The 16,982-nt window shown below is 46.0% G+C and carries 12 protein-coding genes; 3 read left to right on the top strand and 9 right to left on the bottom strand.

Features of this window, described 5'->3' with window-relative positions; translation table 11 throughout:
- Window positions 1-31 precede the first annotated feature (31 nt).
- Together NZ043_RS15720 and NZ043_RS15715 are read right to left on the bottom strand one after the other, a co-directional pair.
- Window positions 32-790, bottom strand: coding sequence for a CpsB/CapC family capsule biosynthesis tyrosine phosphatase (locus NZ043_RS15720; protein ID WP_133386712.1), 759 nt, complete (start codon window positions 788-790; stop codon window positions 32-34).
- Window positions 791-944: 154 nt separating this feature from the next.
- Window positions 945-1,349: a hypothetical protein gene (locus NZ043_RS15715; RefSeq protein WP_133386711.1), complete on the bottom strand. Its 405-nt coding sequence runs from the start codon at window positions 1,347-1,349 to the stop codon at window positions 945-947.
- 378 nt (window positions 1,350-1,727) lie between these two features.
- Here NZ043_RS15715 and NZ043_RS15710 point away from each other — a divergent pair, with 378 nt between their 5' ends.
- Window positions 1,728-2,096 (top strand): helix-turn-helix transcriptional regulator, encoded by a 369-nt coding sequence (locus NZ043_RS15710; RefSeq protein ID WP_017690127.1) that lies wholly within the window; start codon window positions 1,728-1,730, stop codon window positions 2,094-2,096.
- A gap of 97 nt (window positions 2,097-2,193) precedes the next feature.
- On the opposite strand, the gene NZ043_RS15705 is transcribed toward NZ043_RS15710, so the two are convergent.
- The 4 genes from NZ043_RS15705 to NZ043_RS15690 all read right to left on the bottom strand — a co-directional run bounded on the left by NZ043_RS15705 (window position 2,194) and on the right by NZ043_RS15690 (window position 10,923).
- Entirely contained in the window at window positions 2,194-2,349 is a 156-nt protein-coding gene (locus NZ043_RS15705; protein ID WP_017690128.1) for a hypothetical protein, read from the bottom strand.
- Window positions 2,350-2,581: 232 nt separating this feature from the next.
- Complete coding sequence (gene gltB / locus NZ043_RS15700) at window positions 2,582-7,180, bottom strand: glutamate synthase large subunit (protein WP_091033861.1); 4,599 nt, start codon at window positions 7,178-7,180, stop codon at window positions 2,582-2,584.
- Window positions 7,181-7,852: 672 nt separating this feature from the next.
- The gene (locus NZ043_RS15695; RefSeq protein WP_091035107.1) at window positions 7,853-10,135 is read right to left on the bottom strand and encodes a YhgE/Pip domain-containing protein; all 2,283 of its coding nucleotides are present in this window, start codon (window positions 10,133-10,135) and stop codon (window positions 7,853-7,855) included.
- 206 nt (window positions 10,136-10,341) lie between these two features.
- The gene (locus NZ043_RS15690; RefSeq protein WP_036611349.1) at window positions 10,342-10,923 is read right to left on the bottom strand and encodes a TetR/AcrR family transcriptional regulator; all 582 of its coding nucleotides are present in this window, start codon (window positions 10,921-10,923) and stop codon (window positions 10,342-10,344) included.
- A gap of 371 nt (window positions 10,924-11,294) precedes the next feature.
- Here NZ043_RS15690 and NZ043_RS15685 point away from each other — a divergent pair, with 371 nt between their 5' ends.
- Window positions 11,295-12,509, top strand: a complete 1,215-nt coding sequence (locus NZ043_RS15685; protein WP_339308827.1) for a glycosyltransferase — start codon at window positions 11,295-11,297, stop codon at window positions 12,507-12,509.
- 274 nt (window positions 12,510-12,783) lie between these two features.
- On the opposite strand, the gene NZ043_RS15680 is transcribed toward NZ043_RS15685, so the two are convergent.
- Both NZ043_RS15680 and thpR read right to left on the bottom strand, forming a co-directional pair.
- Window positions 12,784-13,641 carry a cell wall hydrolase gene (locus NZ043_RS15680; protein WP_091033869.1) on the bottom strand — a complete coding sequence of 286 codons (858 nt, stop codon included), beginning with the start codon at window positions 13,639-13,641 and terminating at the stop codon, window positions 12,784-12,786.
- 130 nt (window positions 13,642-13,771) lie between these two features.
- Window positions 13,772-14,374 (bottom strand): RNA 2',3'-cyclic phosphodiesterase, encoded by a 603-nt coding sequence (gene thpR / locus NZ043_RS15675; protein WP_133386708.1) that lies wholly within the window; start codon window positions 14,372-14,374, stop codon window positions 13,772-13,774.
- Between the two features lie 207 nt (window positions 14,375-14,581).
- On the opposite strand from thpR, the gene NZ043_RS15670 reads away from it, so the two are divergent.
- Window positions 14,582-15,538, top strand: a complete 957-nt coding sequence (locus tag NZ043_RS15670; protein WP_133386707.1) for a D-2-hydroxyacid dehydrogenase — start codon at window positions 14,582-14,584, stop codon at window positions 15,536-15,538.
- 299 nt (window positions 15,539-15,837) lie between these two features.
- Here NZ043_RS15670 and NZ043_RS15665 read toward each other — a convergent pair whose 3' ends face one another.
- Window positions 15,838-16,815, bottom strand: coding sequence for an RsmD family RNA methyltransferase (locus tag NZ043_RS15665; protein ID WP_249911551.1), 978 nt, complete (start codon window positions 16,813-16,815; stop codon window positions 15,838-15,840).
- Between the last annotated feature and the right edge of the window lie 167 nt (window positions 16,816-16,982).

Genomic DNA, 16,982 nt, shown 5'->3' with positions numbered 1-16,982 from the left:
TCCTCCTATACGTTGTGATCTATCTATGTAACTACCAGATGGACAGCAGCCATTTGCGAGGTTTCCAGCGTTCTGTGACCAGACACGAATTCGATAGAATGTGCGACGCATTCTCTGCCAGCCTTTTAACGGCTTCGGCTCCAAATCGACGCTCGATGGCCCGCTCTCCTTCACTTATGGCAAATGTCCTTTTGCACGTATCATGTGCATCTGATGAAATGAAATGAAACCCGTTTTCTTTGCAAAAATGAAAACACCACTGCCGAACTTTCCATCCGAAAAGCCCAGTGAAAGATTGAGCTGTGAGCTGACATAGCCCGCCTTGACTCAAGTAATCAGCCAACAACTTTGGCTTCTTCAAAATGACACGATTGCGTTCCGGATGAGCAATAATAGGGGTAATTCCCGCTATTCGTAATTCATGCAGTATCCTGGGGAACTGTGAGGGAATATGACCAAAGGGCAGTTCCAGCAACATGTAACGACTTCCGGCGAGTGTGCAGCACTTTCCTGCATATAAGTCTCCAATCAGGTTGTCATGCACCCTGATTTCCTGTCCGGGACGGATCTCCAGGCGAATGTTGCGTTTGCGAAGTTCTGCATGGAGCAGGTTCACGGCCTGATTGACCACCATCGGTTCATTGTTGTATTGCCCGTTCAGGTGATGCGGAGTAGCAATAATGGAGGTAATTCCTGAGGCTGCCGCCTTCTCAGCCATCGCAACGGACTGCTCCATTCGAACAGGACCATCATCCAGGCCGGATAATATGTGGCAGTGCATTTCAACCATATCCAAACTTCCTGAAATAGTATGAGCCCCCTCGCCCCTTTATTCATTGCGCAAATGCTTTTGGTGTTAAAGAACTAATGCATAACGCTATGAAATATAGTAAAATGGCGTTAAGTACATGTTTTGTTCAGAAAATGTTAAGAATCGCTTGGAATTATATGGTGAAATCAATGTAATGATAGGGTTCCTGCAGAGCCTTTTGTTCTGTTGCCTTTTCATACTGAAAACGGGAAACTGCGGGAAACTGAACTTCAGTAAGCATTGTGTTTAACTGTCCAGTTATATATAGTTTCTGTTCGTGCTGAATATGCAAGTTTGAATGATACATTGTGAGCTCTCCGAAGGGCTGTTTCCATTGCAACCTTGCGTGAAGTCGTACACATACATGTTGATCTTCAACATCCAAACCAATGAGCATTTCTGATGATACCGGCAACTTCAGGTCGCTCAGGAAGGTGATTGCTTGAGTGTCCATTCCAAGTAACAGAACAGGGCGTCTTTTGCGGTCTATCATTTTCCCATGAAACTCCTGAATGTACATATGGACATTTAATTTCATATCAGCCCATTCCTGAATTATTGAATACATGGTTTCATTCCTTTAGAATGGATTAGCCTACATGGACTGCCTACACTTCCTTCTCACAGGTATATGGTCCAGGCAACAAGGAGATACTTAAAATATTCCAAATGATACATTTTGTAACTCCATACGTCCAATTTACGATACAATACGTATCATGTCAAGCGGTATTTGGACATGGTTCTTTTGATTTACGACAATTTGAGATGTCCTTAGACAGACCTATTTACAAATGGAAATGGGTTAAAGGAAACACATGAGGAGTTACTCTTTTGCAGGAAAGCTGCCCTGATCAAACACTTGGCTCAGGATTGTTTCAATATATATTTGATGTCGTTCAGGGGGAAATAGCTTATGAGCTACGGAAATCGCATTGCTGAATTACGGGAACAGCGGGGACTTACTCAAGAAGAACTTGCGAGCTCCATTCATATTACCAGAGCTGCTCTCTCCCACTACGAGAAGAACCGTCGTAAACCGGATTTCGAAGTGTTAACGAGACTTGCTGACATCTTTGAGGTGTCTATTGATTATCTTATAGGACGTACAAAGCAAAGCGATGTCGTGATGGATGAAGATGTACGTGAATTCGTGGATACCTTGGAGTTGTCGGATAAAGAAGTGTTAGAACGCTTCGATCTGATGATTGATGGGAAGTCCTTAACAGAAGAAGAGGCACGTCGTTTTATTGCGTTTGTCCGAATGGAACGCAGTATGGACTAAACCCGAAAAGAGGACCCAGTTTCCGAGAGATAACATCTCTGGCTTCTGGGCTTTTTTTGTGTCTTGATTCCCTTTCATTCCATGCTTGTCTATTGTGTCAAGGACGCTTGTTGTTGACGGAGGATACGAAATGGTTCCAACGCTCCGGGTCGATTCCGCATTGCAGTAAAACCTTCATGATGTCCATCTGGGTTGCTTCGACTTGTTTACCTGTCGGCCTACGATCGTCCCTGTTTGGATGCTTCATATTCATTCCGCTAACCTCTCTTATCTTTATACTTTCCCTGCCCTCCAAAACTAGCCTTATTATACTTGAGAATGTTCCTCGATGTTGTCGTCTCATGGCGATAACGTTTTTTGAAGGGGTTCTAATTTTGTCGAAAGCAAAATAGGAGCAATATGGTGCCGGAATGGCAACCATATTGCTCCTATTATTCTTAATACAACCTGTTCATGCACTTCCACCTTTGAACAAGGAAGTTTTATTAACCTCCAGCACGTGCAAGTTCACGCATATTCGCTTCAAACGCTGCGAGCAGCGCTGCTTCTCCCGTCAAACCTGTTGCTTGAATCCGTTCGATCTGTTCTGTCATACGTTTGAAGTCCTTCGGAATAACCCGAACGAACTGATTCAGCGCATCTTGCCAGTTATCCAGAACGCGCTGACCGACAGCACTTCCTGTATTGGCAACATGACGTTGAATCATGCCTCGCAGATCTGCACTTTCGGCCACATCTTCGATACGCTCCAAAAGAACCATTTCCAGATTACAACGTTTCAGGAATGTGCCTTCTGGATCATATACATAGGCAATACCTCCGGACATCCCTGCTGCAAAGTTACGACCTGTATCGCCCAGTACAACGACACGTCCACCTGTCATATACTCACAACCATGGTCGCCTACACCTTCAACGACTACTTTGGCGCCCGAGTTACGTACAGCAAATCGCTCACCCGCAATACCACGGATATACGCTTCACCGCTTGTTGCTCCGTAAAGAGCCGTGTTACCGATAATGATGTTATCTTCCGCCTCAAACGTTGCTTTCGGAGAAGGCATCACGATCAGTTTACCTCCGGACAGTCCTTTACCTACGTAGTCATTGGAATCCCCTTCAACGGTCAAGGTCATTCCTTTAGGTACAAAGGCCCCAAAGCTTTGTCCGGCAGAGCCGACAAATTTGAATTTAACCGTATCTTCAGGCAATCCTGCGAGTCCATATTTGCGTGTGATCTCACTACCCAAAATGGTACCTACTGCACGGTTAACGTTTGTAATTGGAAGCACCGCTTCAACCGGTTGACCGGATTCAATAGCAGACTGTGCCAGTGGCAGCAATTGTTGCATATCCAGCGTTTCTTCCAATTGGTGATTCTGATGCTGTGTGCGGTAACGTGCAGAGCCTTCCGGCATTTCAGGCACGTGCAGCAATACAGACAGATCCACACCTTTTTTCTTCCAGTGATCTACGGCTTCTACCGTTTCGAGGCAATCTGTACGTCCGACCATCTCCTGAATAGTACGGAAACCAAGATCAGCCATGATCTCACGCACATCTTCAGCAACAAATCGCATGAAGTTAACCACATGAGCTGGATCACCCATATAATTTTTACGCAATTCCGGATTCTGTGTCGCTACACCAACCGGACAAGTATCCATTTGACAGACACGCATCATGATACAGCCAAGTGCAACGAGCGGTGCTGTAGAGAAACCATACTCTTCTGCTCCAAGCAAGGCTGCAATCGCTAGGTCACGTCCGTTAAGCATTTTGCCGTCTGTTTCGAGGACGACACGGTCACGCAGATTGTTCAGCATCAACGTTTGATGTGTCTCTGCAAGACCTAGTTCCCAAGGCATACCTGCGTGGCGAATCGAACCTTGCGGTGATGCACCTGTACCACCGTCATAACCGCTGACGAGGATAATATCGGCACGGCCTTTGGCTACACCAGCTGCGATGGTACCCACGCCCACTTCCGATACAAGCTTCACGTTAATCTCAGCACGCGGATTGGCATTTTTCAAGTCATAGATCAGTTCTGCCAGATCTTCGATTGAGTAGATATCGTGATGCGGTGGTGGAGAGATCAGACCTACACCCGGTGTAGATCCACGGACTTCAGCAACCCAAGGATACACTTTACGTCCTGGCAGTTGTCCGCCTTCACCCGGTTTTGCTCCCTGAGCCATTTTAATCTGAATCTCGTCAGCATTAACCAAGTAGTTGGATGTAACACCAAAACGTCCGGATGCTACCTGTTTAATCGCACTGCGACGGGAATCCCCGTTGCTATCTTTAATGAAGCGAGCCGGGTCTTCTCCACCTTCACCGGTATTGGATTTACCTCCAACACGGTTCATAGCGATGGCAAGATCTTCATGCGCCTCTTTACTGATCGAACCGAAGGACATTGCACCTGTTTTGAAACGACGCATGATATCTTCTACGGATTCAACTTCTTCGAGTGGAATGGAAGCTCCCACCGGTTTCAGTTTCAGCATGGAGCGAATGGTCAACAGTTGATCATTCTCACCTTGTACAAGTTTGGAATATTTTTTATACAGCTTGTAATCCCCAGTGCGTACCGCATGTTGCAGGGTATGAATGGTTTGCGGATTGAACAGATGCTCTTCTCCGTCGTTACGCCATTGATAATCCCCACCGGAATCCAATACTTTATCGTTACCGTCTTTTTCCGTAAAGGCACGGTTATGATGTGTCAACGCTTCGGCTGCCACTTCTTCCAACCCAATTCCACCGATACGGGAAGGTGTCCAAGTAAAGTAACGGTCAACGAAGTCTGATTTCAGACCTACCGCTTCGAATATTTGAGCTCCACGATACGATTGAATCGTAGAAATCCCCATTTTGGACAACACTTTAGTAACGCCTTTGGTAGCTGCTTTAATGTAGTTTTTCACTGCTTTCTCATGCGAGATACCACGCAGCAACCCTTGCTGAATCATGTCATCCAGCGTTTCAAAGGCCAGATAAGGGTTCACCGCACTTACACCGTAACCCAGCAGCAACGCGTAGTGGTGAATATCACGCGGTTCTGCCGATTCGAGCATAATGCTGACTTTGGTTCTGGTTCCCTGGCGAATCAGATGGTGATGCAGACCTGCTACAGCAAGCAATGCAGGAATGGCAGCATTCTCTGCGTCCACACCGCGGTCAGACAGGATCAGAATGTTATGACCTTTGTCGATGACACGATCCGCAGCTTCGAAGAGCAAATCCATCGCTTTGCGAAGTCCTTCTGCTCCTTCCGCAGCGGTGAAGAAGATTGGAATCGTCATGGAGCGGAAGCCTGGGCGACGCACATGGCGAATCTTCGCAAAGTCTTCATTGGACAATACCGGTGTATCCAGACGGATCTGGCGACAGCTCTCCGGTTCTGGATTCAACAAGTTGCGCTCAGGTCCAATGGTTGTTGCCGTAGACGTTACAATCTCTTCACGGATTGCATCGATTGGCGGGTTGGTTACCTGGGCAAACATCTGTTTAAAGTAGTTGTACAGACGCTGCGGGCGATCCGACAGCACAGCCAGCGGTGCATCATAACCCATCGAACCCGTAGCTTCCATACCTGTTGTTGCCATGGGCTCCAGAATTTTACGCAGTTCTTCAAATGTATAACCATATGCCAGCTGAAGCTGGGTCACGTTATCATGTTTTGGATCAGGAAGTTCCGGTGCTTCCGGCAACTCGCTCAGATCCATCAAATGCTCATCAAGCCAATCCTGATACGGATTCTCGGCTGCAATGATTGCTTTTACTTCCTCATCCGCGATGATGCGGCCTTCTTGTGTATCCACAAGCAACATCCGACCTGGGCGCAGACGATCTTTGTACAGGATCTCTTCCGGTGCGATATCAAGTACCCCAACTTCGGAGGACAGGATAATACGGTCATCTTTGGTTACATAATAACGAGCTGGACGCAAACCGTTACGGTCGAGTGTTGCACCAATTTGCAAACCATCTGTGAAGGCCATTGCTGCTGGTCCATCCCAAGGCTCCATCATTGTGCTGTGATATTCATAAAATGCTTTTTTGGCAGGGTCCATGCCTTCATCTGTGCTCCAAGGTTCAGGAACCATCATCATGGCCACGTGTGGCAGGGAACGGCCGCTCAGATACAGGAACTCCAGCGTGTTATCGAACATCGCTGTATCCGAACCGTCTGGATTGATGACCGGTTTTACTTTCGCGATGTCGTCACCGAACAACTCGCTCTCGAACAAGGACTGTCTAGCATGCATCCAGTTCACGTTACCACGCATCGTGTTGATCTCACCGTTGTGGATCATGAAGCGATACGGGTGGGCACGTTCCCAGCTTGGGAAGGTGTTTGTACTGAAACGGGAATGCACGAGTGCAATAGCCGATTCAACAAGGTCTTGCTGCAGATCCAGATAGAACTCTCCCACCTGTTCCGTTGTCAGCATGCCTTTATATACAATTTTGCGACAAGACAAGCTTGGAAGGTAGAATGAACCGCCTTCTGCTTCATCTGCCGAATAACGAATAGCCAGCTCAGCGCGTCTGCGAATAACATACAGCTTTCGCTCGAATCCAAGCTCATCCTTCACATCTGCGGATCTTCCAATGAACACCTGACGTACATAAGGTTTCGCTGCAAGCGCAGAACGGCCAAGCATTTCATCAAAAGTAGGAACATCCCGGAAACCCAGGAACGTCTGTCCTTCTTCTTCAATAATCTTCTTAAGGCTCTCTTCATGTGCACTACGAATGGCAGGGTCTTGGGAAAGGAACAACATCCCTACGCCATAGAAACCCTGTTCTGGCAATGCAAAACCAAGACGTTCTGCTTCCTGTGCAAAATAGCGATGTGGAATCTGAATCAGGATACCTGCTCCGTCGCCGGAATTCGGTTCACTTCCCTGTCCTCCACGGTGCTCCATGTTACTGAGCATGGTCAGTGCCTGACTAACGATATCGTGTGAAGGTACTCCTTTGATGTTGGCAACAAAACCCATTCCGCATGCGTCTTTTTCGAACTGCGGGTCATACAGACCCTGTTTTGGAGGTAATCCGATGTGTCTCATGGAACGCAACCTTTCTATAATGAAGTATTTCGGAAAGATCAAGAACATAGGCAACAGGCAACAATGAAACGGGAGGAGCTGGCCTTTCGCTTGCGATAGAGCCTGCTAGATAGAAGAGGTGACAGCATGAGACTGTCAAAAATAATGCCTGCTATTGGGCAGAAGCCATTAAATGAGATGAGCTGATCCGGACGATCCGGCAAACAGCCTGTATAAATCAACATGCAGCCGCTGGCACGGCTACTGAAATGGAGCGACGTTTTTTTGATATAGTTCTATTATTTTAACACCGACCTAACATCAGCGCAATTTAAACTTTTTAATACCTCTGATAAGAAATGTTTTGCAGTACAGCTTTACAGTAGTGACGTTTAAATTCATCTCTTTTTCGAATAATTATACACTTTTTAAGCCAGAGTACAACTGAATTAAATTGCTGACAGAAGAAAATCGTTCCATGTGCAGCCTACGTTTATCCATAATTCCACCAAATTTTCACTGCTTAAGCCAGCGAAACTTTACTTCTCTATGCATTTGTATACAAAATAGCCTGCAACCCCTTTTTGGGGTCACAGGCTATTTGCACTATTTGACTACTATATTGCATAATTTCACTACAAGAAAATAAAGTTTTTTTTCATAAATATGACCCTGCTGAAGATCAGGTTCGACTTATGCCGTCACAACTTGACCAGAATCAGCCTGTTCGACTTCTTTTTTCGGACGTCTGCCATTCCAGAGGAAGTAAGCAAGCGTCAGCAGAATGGATACACCTGCATAGATGCTAAGAATACCTGCCTGATGCCACATCACATCCAGATTACCACTCGATACAACGGCTTTGAAGCCCATAATGCTGTGTGTCATTGGCAACCAAGGGCTAAATGCCTGAAGCCATGATGGAATCAGTTCTACCGGGAAGGTTCCTGCACTAGCCGCAAGCTGGAAGACCAGAAGCAGAATGACGACATAACGTCCAGGCAGATCCAGCCAGGTTACAAGTGCCTGAACGATCAACATGAAGGTCAGCCCCGTAATAATGGTAAACAGATAGAACAGCCCTACGCTGTGCGTCTCCAGTCCAAGACCATATAACATGAAACTTGCCACAATAACCGATTGGAAAATACTCACGGAGCCAAATACCAGTGTCCGGCTGACAAAACGATTCCAGCCTGTTGCACCAGGTACGGACGTTTCCCGCATTTTCAATACAATCGTGGAAATCAACGATCCCACAAACAGACCGATCGACAGGAAGAACGGTGTCAATCCTGTACCATAATTGCTTACGTTCTCTGCTGTGTTCTCCGAGGAGTTTACAGGTTCAGCGAACATGTTCACTACATCATCCGTTTTCTTAACTTCGGATGTTTTCTGCGCGGCATCATTCAGCTTGGTAGCCAGTTCACTTGAGCCATCTTTTAGCTCGGTAAGACCGTCAGCCAGTTTGCCTGCGCCATCCCCCAGTTGTTTGGAACCATCGGTAAGTGAATTAACACCACCACTGAGTTTGCCTACACCCGTTTGCAAAGCTGTTGTACCTGAGCCCAGCTGCTTGGCACCATTGGCGAGCAATGTACCGCCACTTGCAGCATCACCCAGTTTGCCACTGAACTGCTTCAGACCATCGGAGAGCTTCGCTCCTCCTTGACTAAGCTGTCCGGCTCCTGCCAGCAATTGCTTTTGTCCATCTACCAGCTGGTTTGCACCAGCAAGAAGTTGCTCCTGGCCACCATGAAGCTCGGATGCGCCCGCAGCCAGCTGCTGATTGCCCTGATGCAGCTGATCTGCACCCTGTGCAAGCTTCTGCTCGCTCTCATGCAATTGTGCACTGCCATCGGCAACGGCTTCACTCGCCGCAAGCAGTTTCTGTACATCAGCACTTTCAGCCAATTCCGGGTTCGAGGCAGCAAGCTGCTTCAATCCGGCGGCTACGCTCTGTGCACCATCAGCAACCTTGGAGCTGCCATCTACAGCCGATTGCAGGCCTGTTGCCAGTGTACCGCTGCCCTGAACGGCACTTTGCAGACCATCCGACAGCTTCGCACTGCCCTGTTCTGACGATTTCAGGCCAGCCTGCAACTTACTTGTGCCATCCAGTGAAGACTGGAGTCCCGTTTCCAACTTGGCGCTGCCATCCTTCAACTGATCTGCTCCGCTCTGAAGCTGGCTCGAAGCAGCTGCCTGAAGCTGTTGCAGACCGGATACAAGATTCGATGTTCCACTTTCAAGCTTGGTTGCCCCAGTGTGCAGCGCGTTAACACCATCACTTAATGGAGAAAGTCCTTCCTGAAGTTCAAGCGTTCCTGATGCAAGCTTCGCCAGGTTATCCTTGAGCTTAACAGCACCATCATCCAGTTTGCCTGCGCCGGTATTCAGTTCACCCGCCCCGTCGCCTGCCTCAGCCAAGCCATCCGATACTTCGGAGAACTTGTCGAGCAATGTCTCTGCATAGGATTCCGTTACTTTGGCTGAGACTTTTGCTTTCAGGTCCTTAATAGCGGTCTTACCGATCTGTGCACCGACAAAACTGTAATTGCCATTCGGTTCATAGATCAGATCAGCCGGCTCCGGCTTGTCATCGAGCAACGTTGTTGCTTGGGATGAGAAGTTCTCCGGAATCGTAATTTGCATATAATATTTGTCATTACTCATGCCTTCTTTGGCTTGACTCGCACTGACAAAATCCCATTTGAAATCGGCATTTTTCTTCAGCTCATCCACCAGATCACTACCTACATGGAGGGATTTGCCCTCCAGCTCAGCGCCTTTATCCAGATTGACAACGGCAACCGGCATCTCATCCACATGACCATACGGGTCCCAATAGGCCGCCAGATAGATGCCACTATACAGGATCGGTATAAACATAATTGCAATAACAGGGATCAACACCTTCGGGTTTCTCACGGCCGATCCCACATCCTTGAAAAACACGGATAAAGATTTCATGTCATTTTCTCCCCTTAATCTCTCTGCTCCATGAGCAGGAATAACCATAATGAAATACAATGTCGCATTCCAGAAAATATACTGAAACACGAACTGACCACTTTCCTCAAACAGTCACTTTAGGGCAAAAAAACAACCTGTCTTCCGACAAGCCTCACTGCTTGATACGCGTGAAAATCCTTATATTATAGTAGATAAAATTCGGATTACGTTACAGCAGCAATTCCTTCCATTAAGAAAAGGCGAAAGTAAGTCTTAATTTCCTCTTTGCTCAGCGGTTGATGTTGTTTGCTCCAGTCTGAGGTTAATGCAATATACAGGCGAATCATCATAAATGCAACGACTTGCGGATCACAATCTCGAATCTCTCCATTGTCTTTTGCTTTCTCAAGCTCCTTAGCCAGAAAGTCGGAGATTACTTTCTCCACCTTGTCCAAACCTTCCTTGGCCTGCAGCGTTCCAAAGTCCTTCAGCTCCTGAGATAACTTAACGAGCAGATCGTGATCACGACGAAACTCTAACAAGGCATCCAGTACTCGAAACAGATTATCGAAAAATGCACTTTCCTGATGTACTTCACGATGCGCGATGTTCTTCATTTCCTGAATCACTTCTACCAGGATCTGATCAAACAATTGTTCCTTATTGGTAAAAAACGTATAGATCGTTCCTTTGCCAACGTTCGCAATCTTGGCGACCTGATCCATCGTCGTTGCTTTGTATCCAAACATGGCAAACGACTGGGCTGCTGCATGAATAACCTGCTGTCTCCTGTCAATCGGAGCCATCATATCCCTCCTTTAAACACATTCATTGTTCAATCGCTCTACATAAATGACCAAAAATACAATTCGGTCATTCGGTCAAAATATACAATACCACCTTAGAAAACAGATTGCAACCCTAACATTTTAAAAATTGTGTTAATATTTTTTAACCTAAATGCAGTGGAAACTCCTTCTGTCGTCGTCTATAGTGTAAGATGACTCAGATAATACGTATATATAATGAAGTTTAGGTTGTCTCATTGTAAGATATATGGTGTAAATATTCATAGAAGAAACATGATTTTGAGCTTCAATGTATATTCATGTAGTAACGCATTCCCTAGCTAGAATATCTTCATTTTGAATTAAAACTTATGAATAAAGGTGAACTCATGCGAAAACCAAGAGTGCTCTTATTATCGGAAGGTTTCGGTACCGGTCACACTCAGGCCGCTCATGCGCTGGCACATGGCATCAAAAAAGTCAGTCCACATGTTCACAGTCGTGTCATTGAACTAGGCAAATTTTTGAACCCAACGGTAGCTCCACTAATTTTCTCTGCATATCGAAAGACACTATCGGTTCAACCCAAACTGGTCAGCCTGTTGTACCGCACACAGTACAATAAATCATTAAATGGTTTTACCAAGCTGGCGTTGCACCGAATTTTCTATACACAGACGGCACAGGTCGTATCCCAACTAAAACCCGATGCGGTGATCTGTACCCATCCTTTTCCGAATGCTGTCATCTCCCGGCTCAAACGCCAGGGTCTGAATATCCCGCTCTATACGGTTGTGACGGATTATGACGTGCACGGAACATGGATTAATCCGGAAGTGAACAAATATCTGGTCTCTACCCCTCAGGTCAAAGCATTGCTTGAGATCCGGGGTGTCGATCCCTCCCATATTCAGATCACGGGAATCCCTGTGCATCCAGACTTCTGGGAAGCTGGAGATAAGGTGAAGCTACGGGAAGAGATGGGGCTTCAGAACATGCCTACGGCGCTGCTTATGGGTGGCGGATGGGGACTTTCGTTTGATGAGGATCATATGAAAGCTCTCACGTCTTGGGCAGATCGTGTTCAATTGGTCTTCTGTCTAGGAAGCAATGAAAAAATGATTGCAAAAATGAAGGAAATGCCTTGCTTCCAACATCCGAATATTCGTATTTTGGGATATACACGGGAAGTAAGCAAACTGATGGATGTATCCGATGTGCTGATTACGAAGCCAGGTGGCATGACATGCACTGAAGCGCTGGCCAAGGGTCTACCGATGTTGTTCATTCCTCCGATTGCAGGTCAAGAGGAAGAGAACTGTGAATACTTTGTACAAGCCGGATACGGCCAGGTCATTCACTCTGCCGACGTGATCACCAATCGTTTCAGACAACTAGTGGAACAGGCATCTACTCAAACTGAAAGCCCGCTGAACGTAACACATATTTCAGGTAACCATTCGGCCTATGATCCGAAGTGCTGTGCTCAAGCTGTTCATAACTTATTGTTCCCGACTACGGCCGAAGTCACAACAACCTCCGTGGAGCGCTTCACAGCCGGAATTGCTGCCACGTCCTTGTCAGGTACCAGAATACCATTCTGACGCCTCTATGGACCTATAGAACAGCTCTCACGAGGTGTTATAGGGGACAAGACAATTGCTCACGATATACAAAGAAGGTTCCCTTCCGAATTTTTGGAAGGGAACCTTCTTTTATTTTCACTAATTCCACCGTATGATTTGGCAGAAAAAAGGGTAATTTAGAGTATAACGATATTTTAAATAACGAAATAAAACTACGATTCAGGCTTTTTCAAGGGCCGTGTGATACACACACAGTTAACTACCCTGCCTGTTTGCAGAATTTACGGGTCGATTACTTGTAAAAAGTATGATGACCGATCGTTTTTACTTTTTTCTGCGAGCGAGCAACTGTCAGATCGTCGGCAAGCGTCAATGATAAGAAATAATACGTATCATCGGCAACTTCCTTCTTCCCGTTCAACGCAGCATTCACTGCTTTGATGCTGTCCTCGTTGGGAACTACACGTTTCATACGTCCGTTCGCTACAGGACTAAACTGGGATTTCTGATAGATGACCTTGTAAATGGTATCGGGAAAATTGGCTGACCGCAGCCGGTTTAAGACAACATTGGCAACTGCCACTTTGCCTTCGTACGGTTCACCTTCCGCTTCTGCCATGACGATTTTTTGCAGCAGATGCAGTTCTTTATCGGACACACTGTATGACCAGGTTGCAAGTTTCGAGTCTTCCTGGTTCAGAAGTTTGGTCCGTGTAAAGTATAGTTTTTGGGGGGGAGTTGTTACAGCAGCGACTTCTTTGGCACGTTTCACTTTGGCCAATTTCAGTGCAGCTTCTTTTTTGGCTTTGGCCGCAGCTACCGCTCTAGCTTTGTTCTTGGCCTTGGCTTCTTGCAGTTCCTGCTCTTCTTGAGCAGTCGTAAGCCAGTTCTTCGCTGGCAGAGATTCAGTCCACGCTACGGTTTGGGCAGACAGATTAGAGGACAGACTTGTCCCATCTTCCATCATACGCCTCTCTTCTTGCGTAGATGTTTGGTTATTTTGCACAGAAGCCGCAAGTTCGGTCATCTGTTTACTATCACTAGCTTCATTCCACTTCCCCGTCGCCTGAACGACATTTACCCCCACTATACATACAAGCAGCACTGATAACATCGGTGCTACCCAACGATTTTTGCTTATAATGTTCATTCGAAGATTCCTCCTGTCGAAACAATTCCCTTAACTAAGTAACCCAAAAAAAAGAATTTGAATAACGATGGCTAATATTACATAGGGATAAACGTTATGTCAATGTGATTTTATGGCATAAAAATGATTATCAGGAAAAAGAGAACGTGTCCAGGACCTCATACATTGGCGATTGGCCCAGCCTTGTCACATAAAGTACAATGTCCTCCACCATCCATGAATTAGCACCTGTGGAATGTTCCGGAAGCACTCCAGATACCCCTTTATTTTCATTACCTGGAAGCTGTCCCAGATATTTTCTGGCAATGGTAATGTGGGGAGCATAAGGTCTTAATTCAGCTTCATACCCAAGGGGCGAAGTCGCCTGCACGATTTGTTTTTGCAATGAAAACAAGTGCTCTACCTCTCCGCTAACACCTTTCCAAAGCACCTTAGGTGCTTCTTCAAGTCCAAATGTGCCCCAGTCGGAAAGCTGAAGTTCAAACGGCTGAAATCCGCTTGCTGCTGAGCGCAATGCTTTTCGCAGGTGCCCGATGTCACTAACTAACGTATCCCCCAGAAATTGCAAGGTTATATGATAATCTCTATGATCTGTCCATTTACGAAAATCTAGCTTGTTCTGTACAAGGCTTGCATCCATCTGAAGAGACTGCTGAACAGCAACAGGAAGACGAATTGCTACAAACAATCTTTCCCGTCGTGATGAATGATCCTGATGTGATTGGTTATTCATTGCATACACCTCTCTAAAGTTCGCTCTATTATTTCATAACTATACATATCGTTTCAAGTTGGGTAAGTATAGAGTGACACAAATATAACCATTTGCAAATAAGGCTAGATTCCTGCATTTCCCACCTTAATGCACATCCAACACTAAATCTGATACACTTTAATTATCAAACTCATCAAACTATTTATCTCAGGAGGACCACACATTATGGGTAAAATTGTATGTTTTCCATCTCTATCCGAAGAACAGCGACAACGCATTCAGAATGCTGCACCAGGATACACCCTGAAATTCGGAAAAGCCAAGGAATTGGACCCCGCTGAGTTAAAAGAAGCTGAGATTATTCTCGGCTGGTCCCCACTCGTCACAGAACATGCATTGAAACAAGACAGCCTGTTGAAGTGGGTTCAGGTCTGGTCTGCTGGTGTGGACAATCTCCCCTTCGCAGATTTGCAACAAAAGAACGTTCAGGTCACCAGTGCAAATGGAGTTCACGCGATTCCAATCACCGAAATTATTCTGGGCATGATGTTATCCCACAGTCGCTGGCTGAGACAAGCCATGCTGCATCAACAGCAGGCCGAATGGAAAGCTCCTGCCAAACCACTGCCGGAACTGCATGGCAAAACAGCGGTCATCGTTGGTGTAGGTGAGATCGGTACGGAAACAGCCCGTATTCTCAAAGCACTCGGCATGCGCACGATCGGAGTTCGCCGCTCAGGTAAGGATGTCCCCAATGTGGACAAAATGTACGACATGACCGGTTTACATGAAGCCTTGAGCCAGGGCGATTATGTAATTAACATTTTACCGCTAACTGATGAAACCAAACATATATATGATCAAACTGCATTTGAGCAGTTCCGATCCGGTGCCTGCTTCGTCAATGTCGGCCGTGGCCCCAGTGTGAATACGGAAGCGTTGCTGAATGCACTCCAAAGCGGCCAAGTTGCCTTCGCCGCACTGGACGTGTTCGAAGAAGAACCTCTTCCTGCAGACCACCCGCTATGGGGCATGGATAACGTGTTAATTACGCCTCATATCGCAGGAAGTACAGAGCAATACACGGATCGAGCAGTCGATATTTTCGTCAAAAATCTAGAAGCTTACGTCGCTGGCGATACCCTGCCGGTGAACCTTGTGGATTATAGTCATAAATATTAACACAAACACCCGTTCCCATGCAATATTGTGCAAATCAGATCAACGATATACATTGAACTAAAAAGATTTAGACTTACAACTCCGATGACAGAACAACCTTCCGATCACTGTTATTCCCAGATTTTTTGATTCACTTTTATAAAAGTGAAAATCTGTGAATAAAGGCGAACGCTCCGCTTCTTCAGTTTTTTCTGTCCTCTACGTTCTCGTCTAAACAGTTAGTTCAATGGATATTGTAAGCAATAAAAAACTCTACCTCTGGAAATTTCCTCAGAGGTAGAGTTTTTGTTTTTTTGCGCTTACATACACAGCCAAATATGACGTATAAACGTGCCTTTATGTACTGTTCGATACTCTTTTACAGTCCATCCCGCTTCCAACAAGTGCTCTTCTACCCACTCTGTGGAAACAATCACTGCCCGTTTTGCCAATATGCGCAAACTCTCCAGCATGGCTCGTTGCTCAGCATCCGGAAGTACAGAGCAGAGATTATAAGGCATGTCCAGAATTGCTGCATCATACAAATCTTGCAGCTCATTCATATCCCCCAGTGTGATTCGATCTGAATCATATCCATAATGCGGCAGATTGATTCGCGCACCTCGGACAGCTAGCGGATTAAGATCGTTACCTTTTGCATCAATTCCCATGGATAAAGCCTCAATCACAACCGTTCCCATACCGCAGCATGGATCAAGCAAGCGATGGTTTTCTACTCTCGGAACAGCAATATTAACCAGCGCTCTCGCAAGCGTGATGCCAAATCCAGTCGAGTAGTTTTGCGGCTTCTGCCTATGAATTTGCCAAGATCGATCAGCTTCTGTCCACTGGCCCAAGATCCATTTTTCTCCTGTTCGGATTAGGCCGAAAGTCACCTTAGGTTGTTTCATCTGTGCCTTGCCCTTAATGCACATGCCGATTTCTTTTTCCAGTTGACGAGACTGTGCATAATCAGGGGTATGATCCCCTTCTTTCAGACAAATCACCTTAAATGTCTCTTCTGGCAACAGCTGAATCTCTTTGGCAAGAGGAAGCAGATCAGTCACGCTGCTCCCTTCGCCGATCACGTCCAGTCTGCCATGGATAAAAGGACTGCGTCCAGGTGGAATACATCGTTCAGACCACACATACGACCCCATATCCATACGGATCTCCAAACTCGGTTCAAGCAGCGTATTCAGTTCCATCATGCATAATTCATGCTCGTTCTCGTGGCAAGCAAAAGTGTAGAGGTGTTTCCCAGAAGTATCGTAAATACCAAGTGTTTCATCAGGCAAAATCCCCCTCTCCTTCCTCCATTAATCATGTTTCTTCTATATAAATAGTAAGCTCATTGAAGACATAACAAATACGACTCATACGTTTGCTTCAGGTAGTCATTGTATACAATGTTAGGCTCCTAGACAACTATCCATTTCCTTACACGTATCTAATTGGAAAGAAA

The organism is Paenibacillus sp. FSL k6-2145 (genome assembly GCF_037976585.1).
Lineage (GTDB): Bacteria > Bacillota > Bacilli > Paenibacillales > Paenibacillaceae > Paenibacillus.
This window is presented reverse-complemented; position numbering and strand designations above follow the sequence as displayed.

Bases quoted from the DNA above. Each gene is read 5' to 3' on its own strand.
- thpR (WP_133386708.1), bottom strand. From the start codon at position 14,374: ATGAATAACCAATCACATCAGGATCATTCATCACGACGGGAAAGATTG.
- NZ043_RS15695 (WP_091035107.1), bottom strand. From the start codon at position 10,135: ATGAAATCTTTATCCGTGTTTTTCAAGGATGTGGGATCGGCCGTGAGA.
- gltB (WP_091033861.1), bottom strand. From the start codon at position 7,180: ATGAGACACATCGGATTACCTCCAAAACAGGGTCTGTATGACCCGCAG.
- NZ043_RS15685 (WP_339308827.1), top strand. From the start codon at position 11,295: ATGCGAAAACCAAGAGTGCTCTTATTATCGGAAGGTTTCGGTACCGGT.
- NZ043_RS15705 (WP_017690128.1), bottom strand. From the start codon at position 2,349: ATGAATATGAAGCATCCAAACAGGGACGATCGTAGGCCGACAGGTAAA.
- NZ043_RS15710 (WP_017690127.1), top strand. From the start codon at position 1,728: ATGAGCTACGGAAATCGCATTGCTGAATTACGGGAACAGCGGGGACTT.
- NZ043_RS15690 (WP_036611349.1), bottom strand. From the start codon at position 10,923: ATGGCTCCGATTGACAGGAGACAGCAGGTTATTCATGCAGCAGCCCAG.
- NZ043_RS15670 (WP_133386707.1), top strand. From the start codon at position 14,582: ATGGGTAAAATTGTATGTTTTCCATCTCTATCCGAAGAACAGCGACAA.
- NZ043_RS15680 (WP_091033869.1), bottom strand. From the start codon at position 13,641: ATGAACATTATAAGCAAAAATCGTTGGGTAGCACCGATGTTATCAGTG.
- NZ043_RS15720 (WP_133386712.1), bottom strand. From the start codon at position 790: ATGGTTGAAATGCACTGCCACATATTATCCGGCCTGGATGATGGTCCT.
- NZ043_RS15715 (WP_133386711.1), bottom strand. From the start codon at position 1,349: ATGAAATTAAATGTCCATATGTACATTCAGGAGTTTCATGGGAAAATG.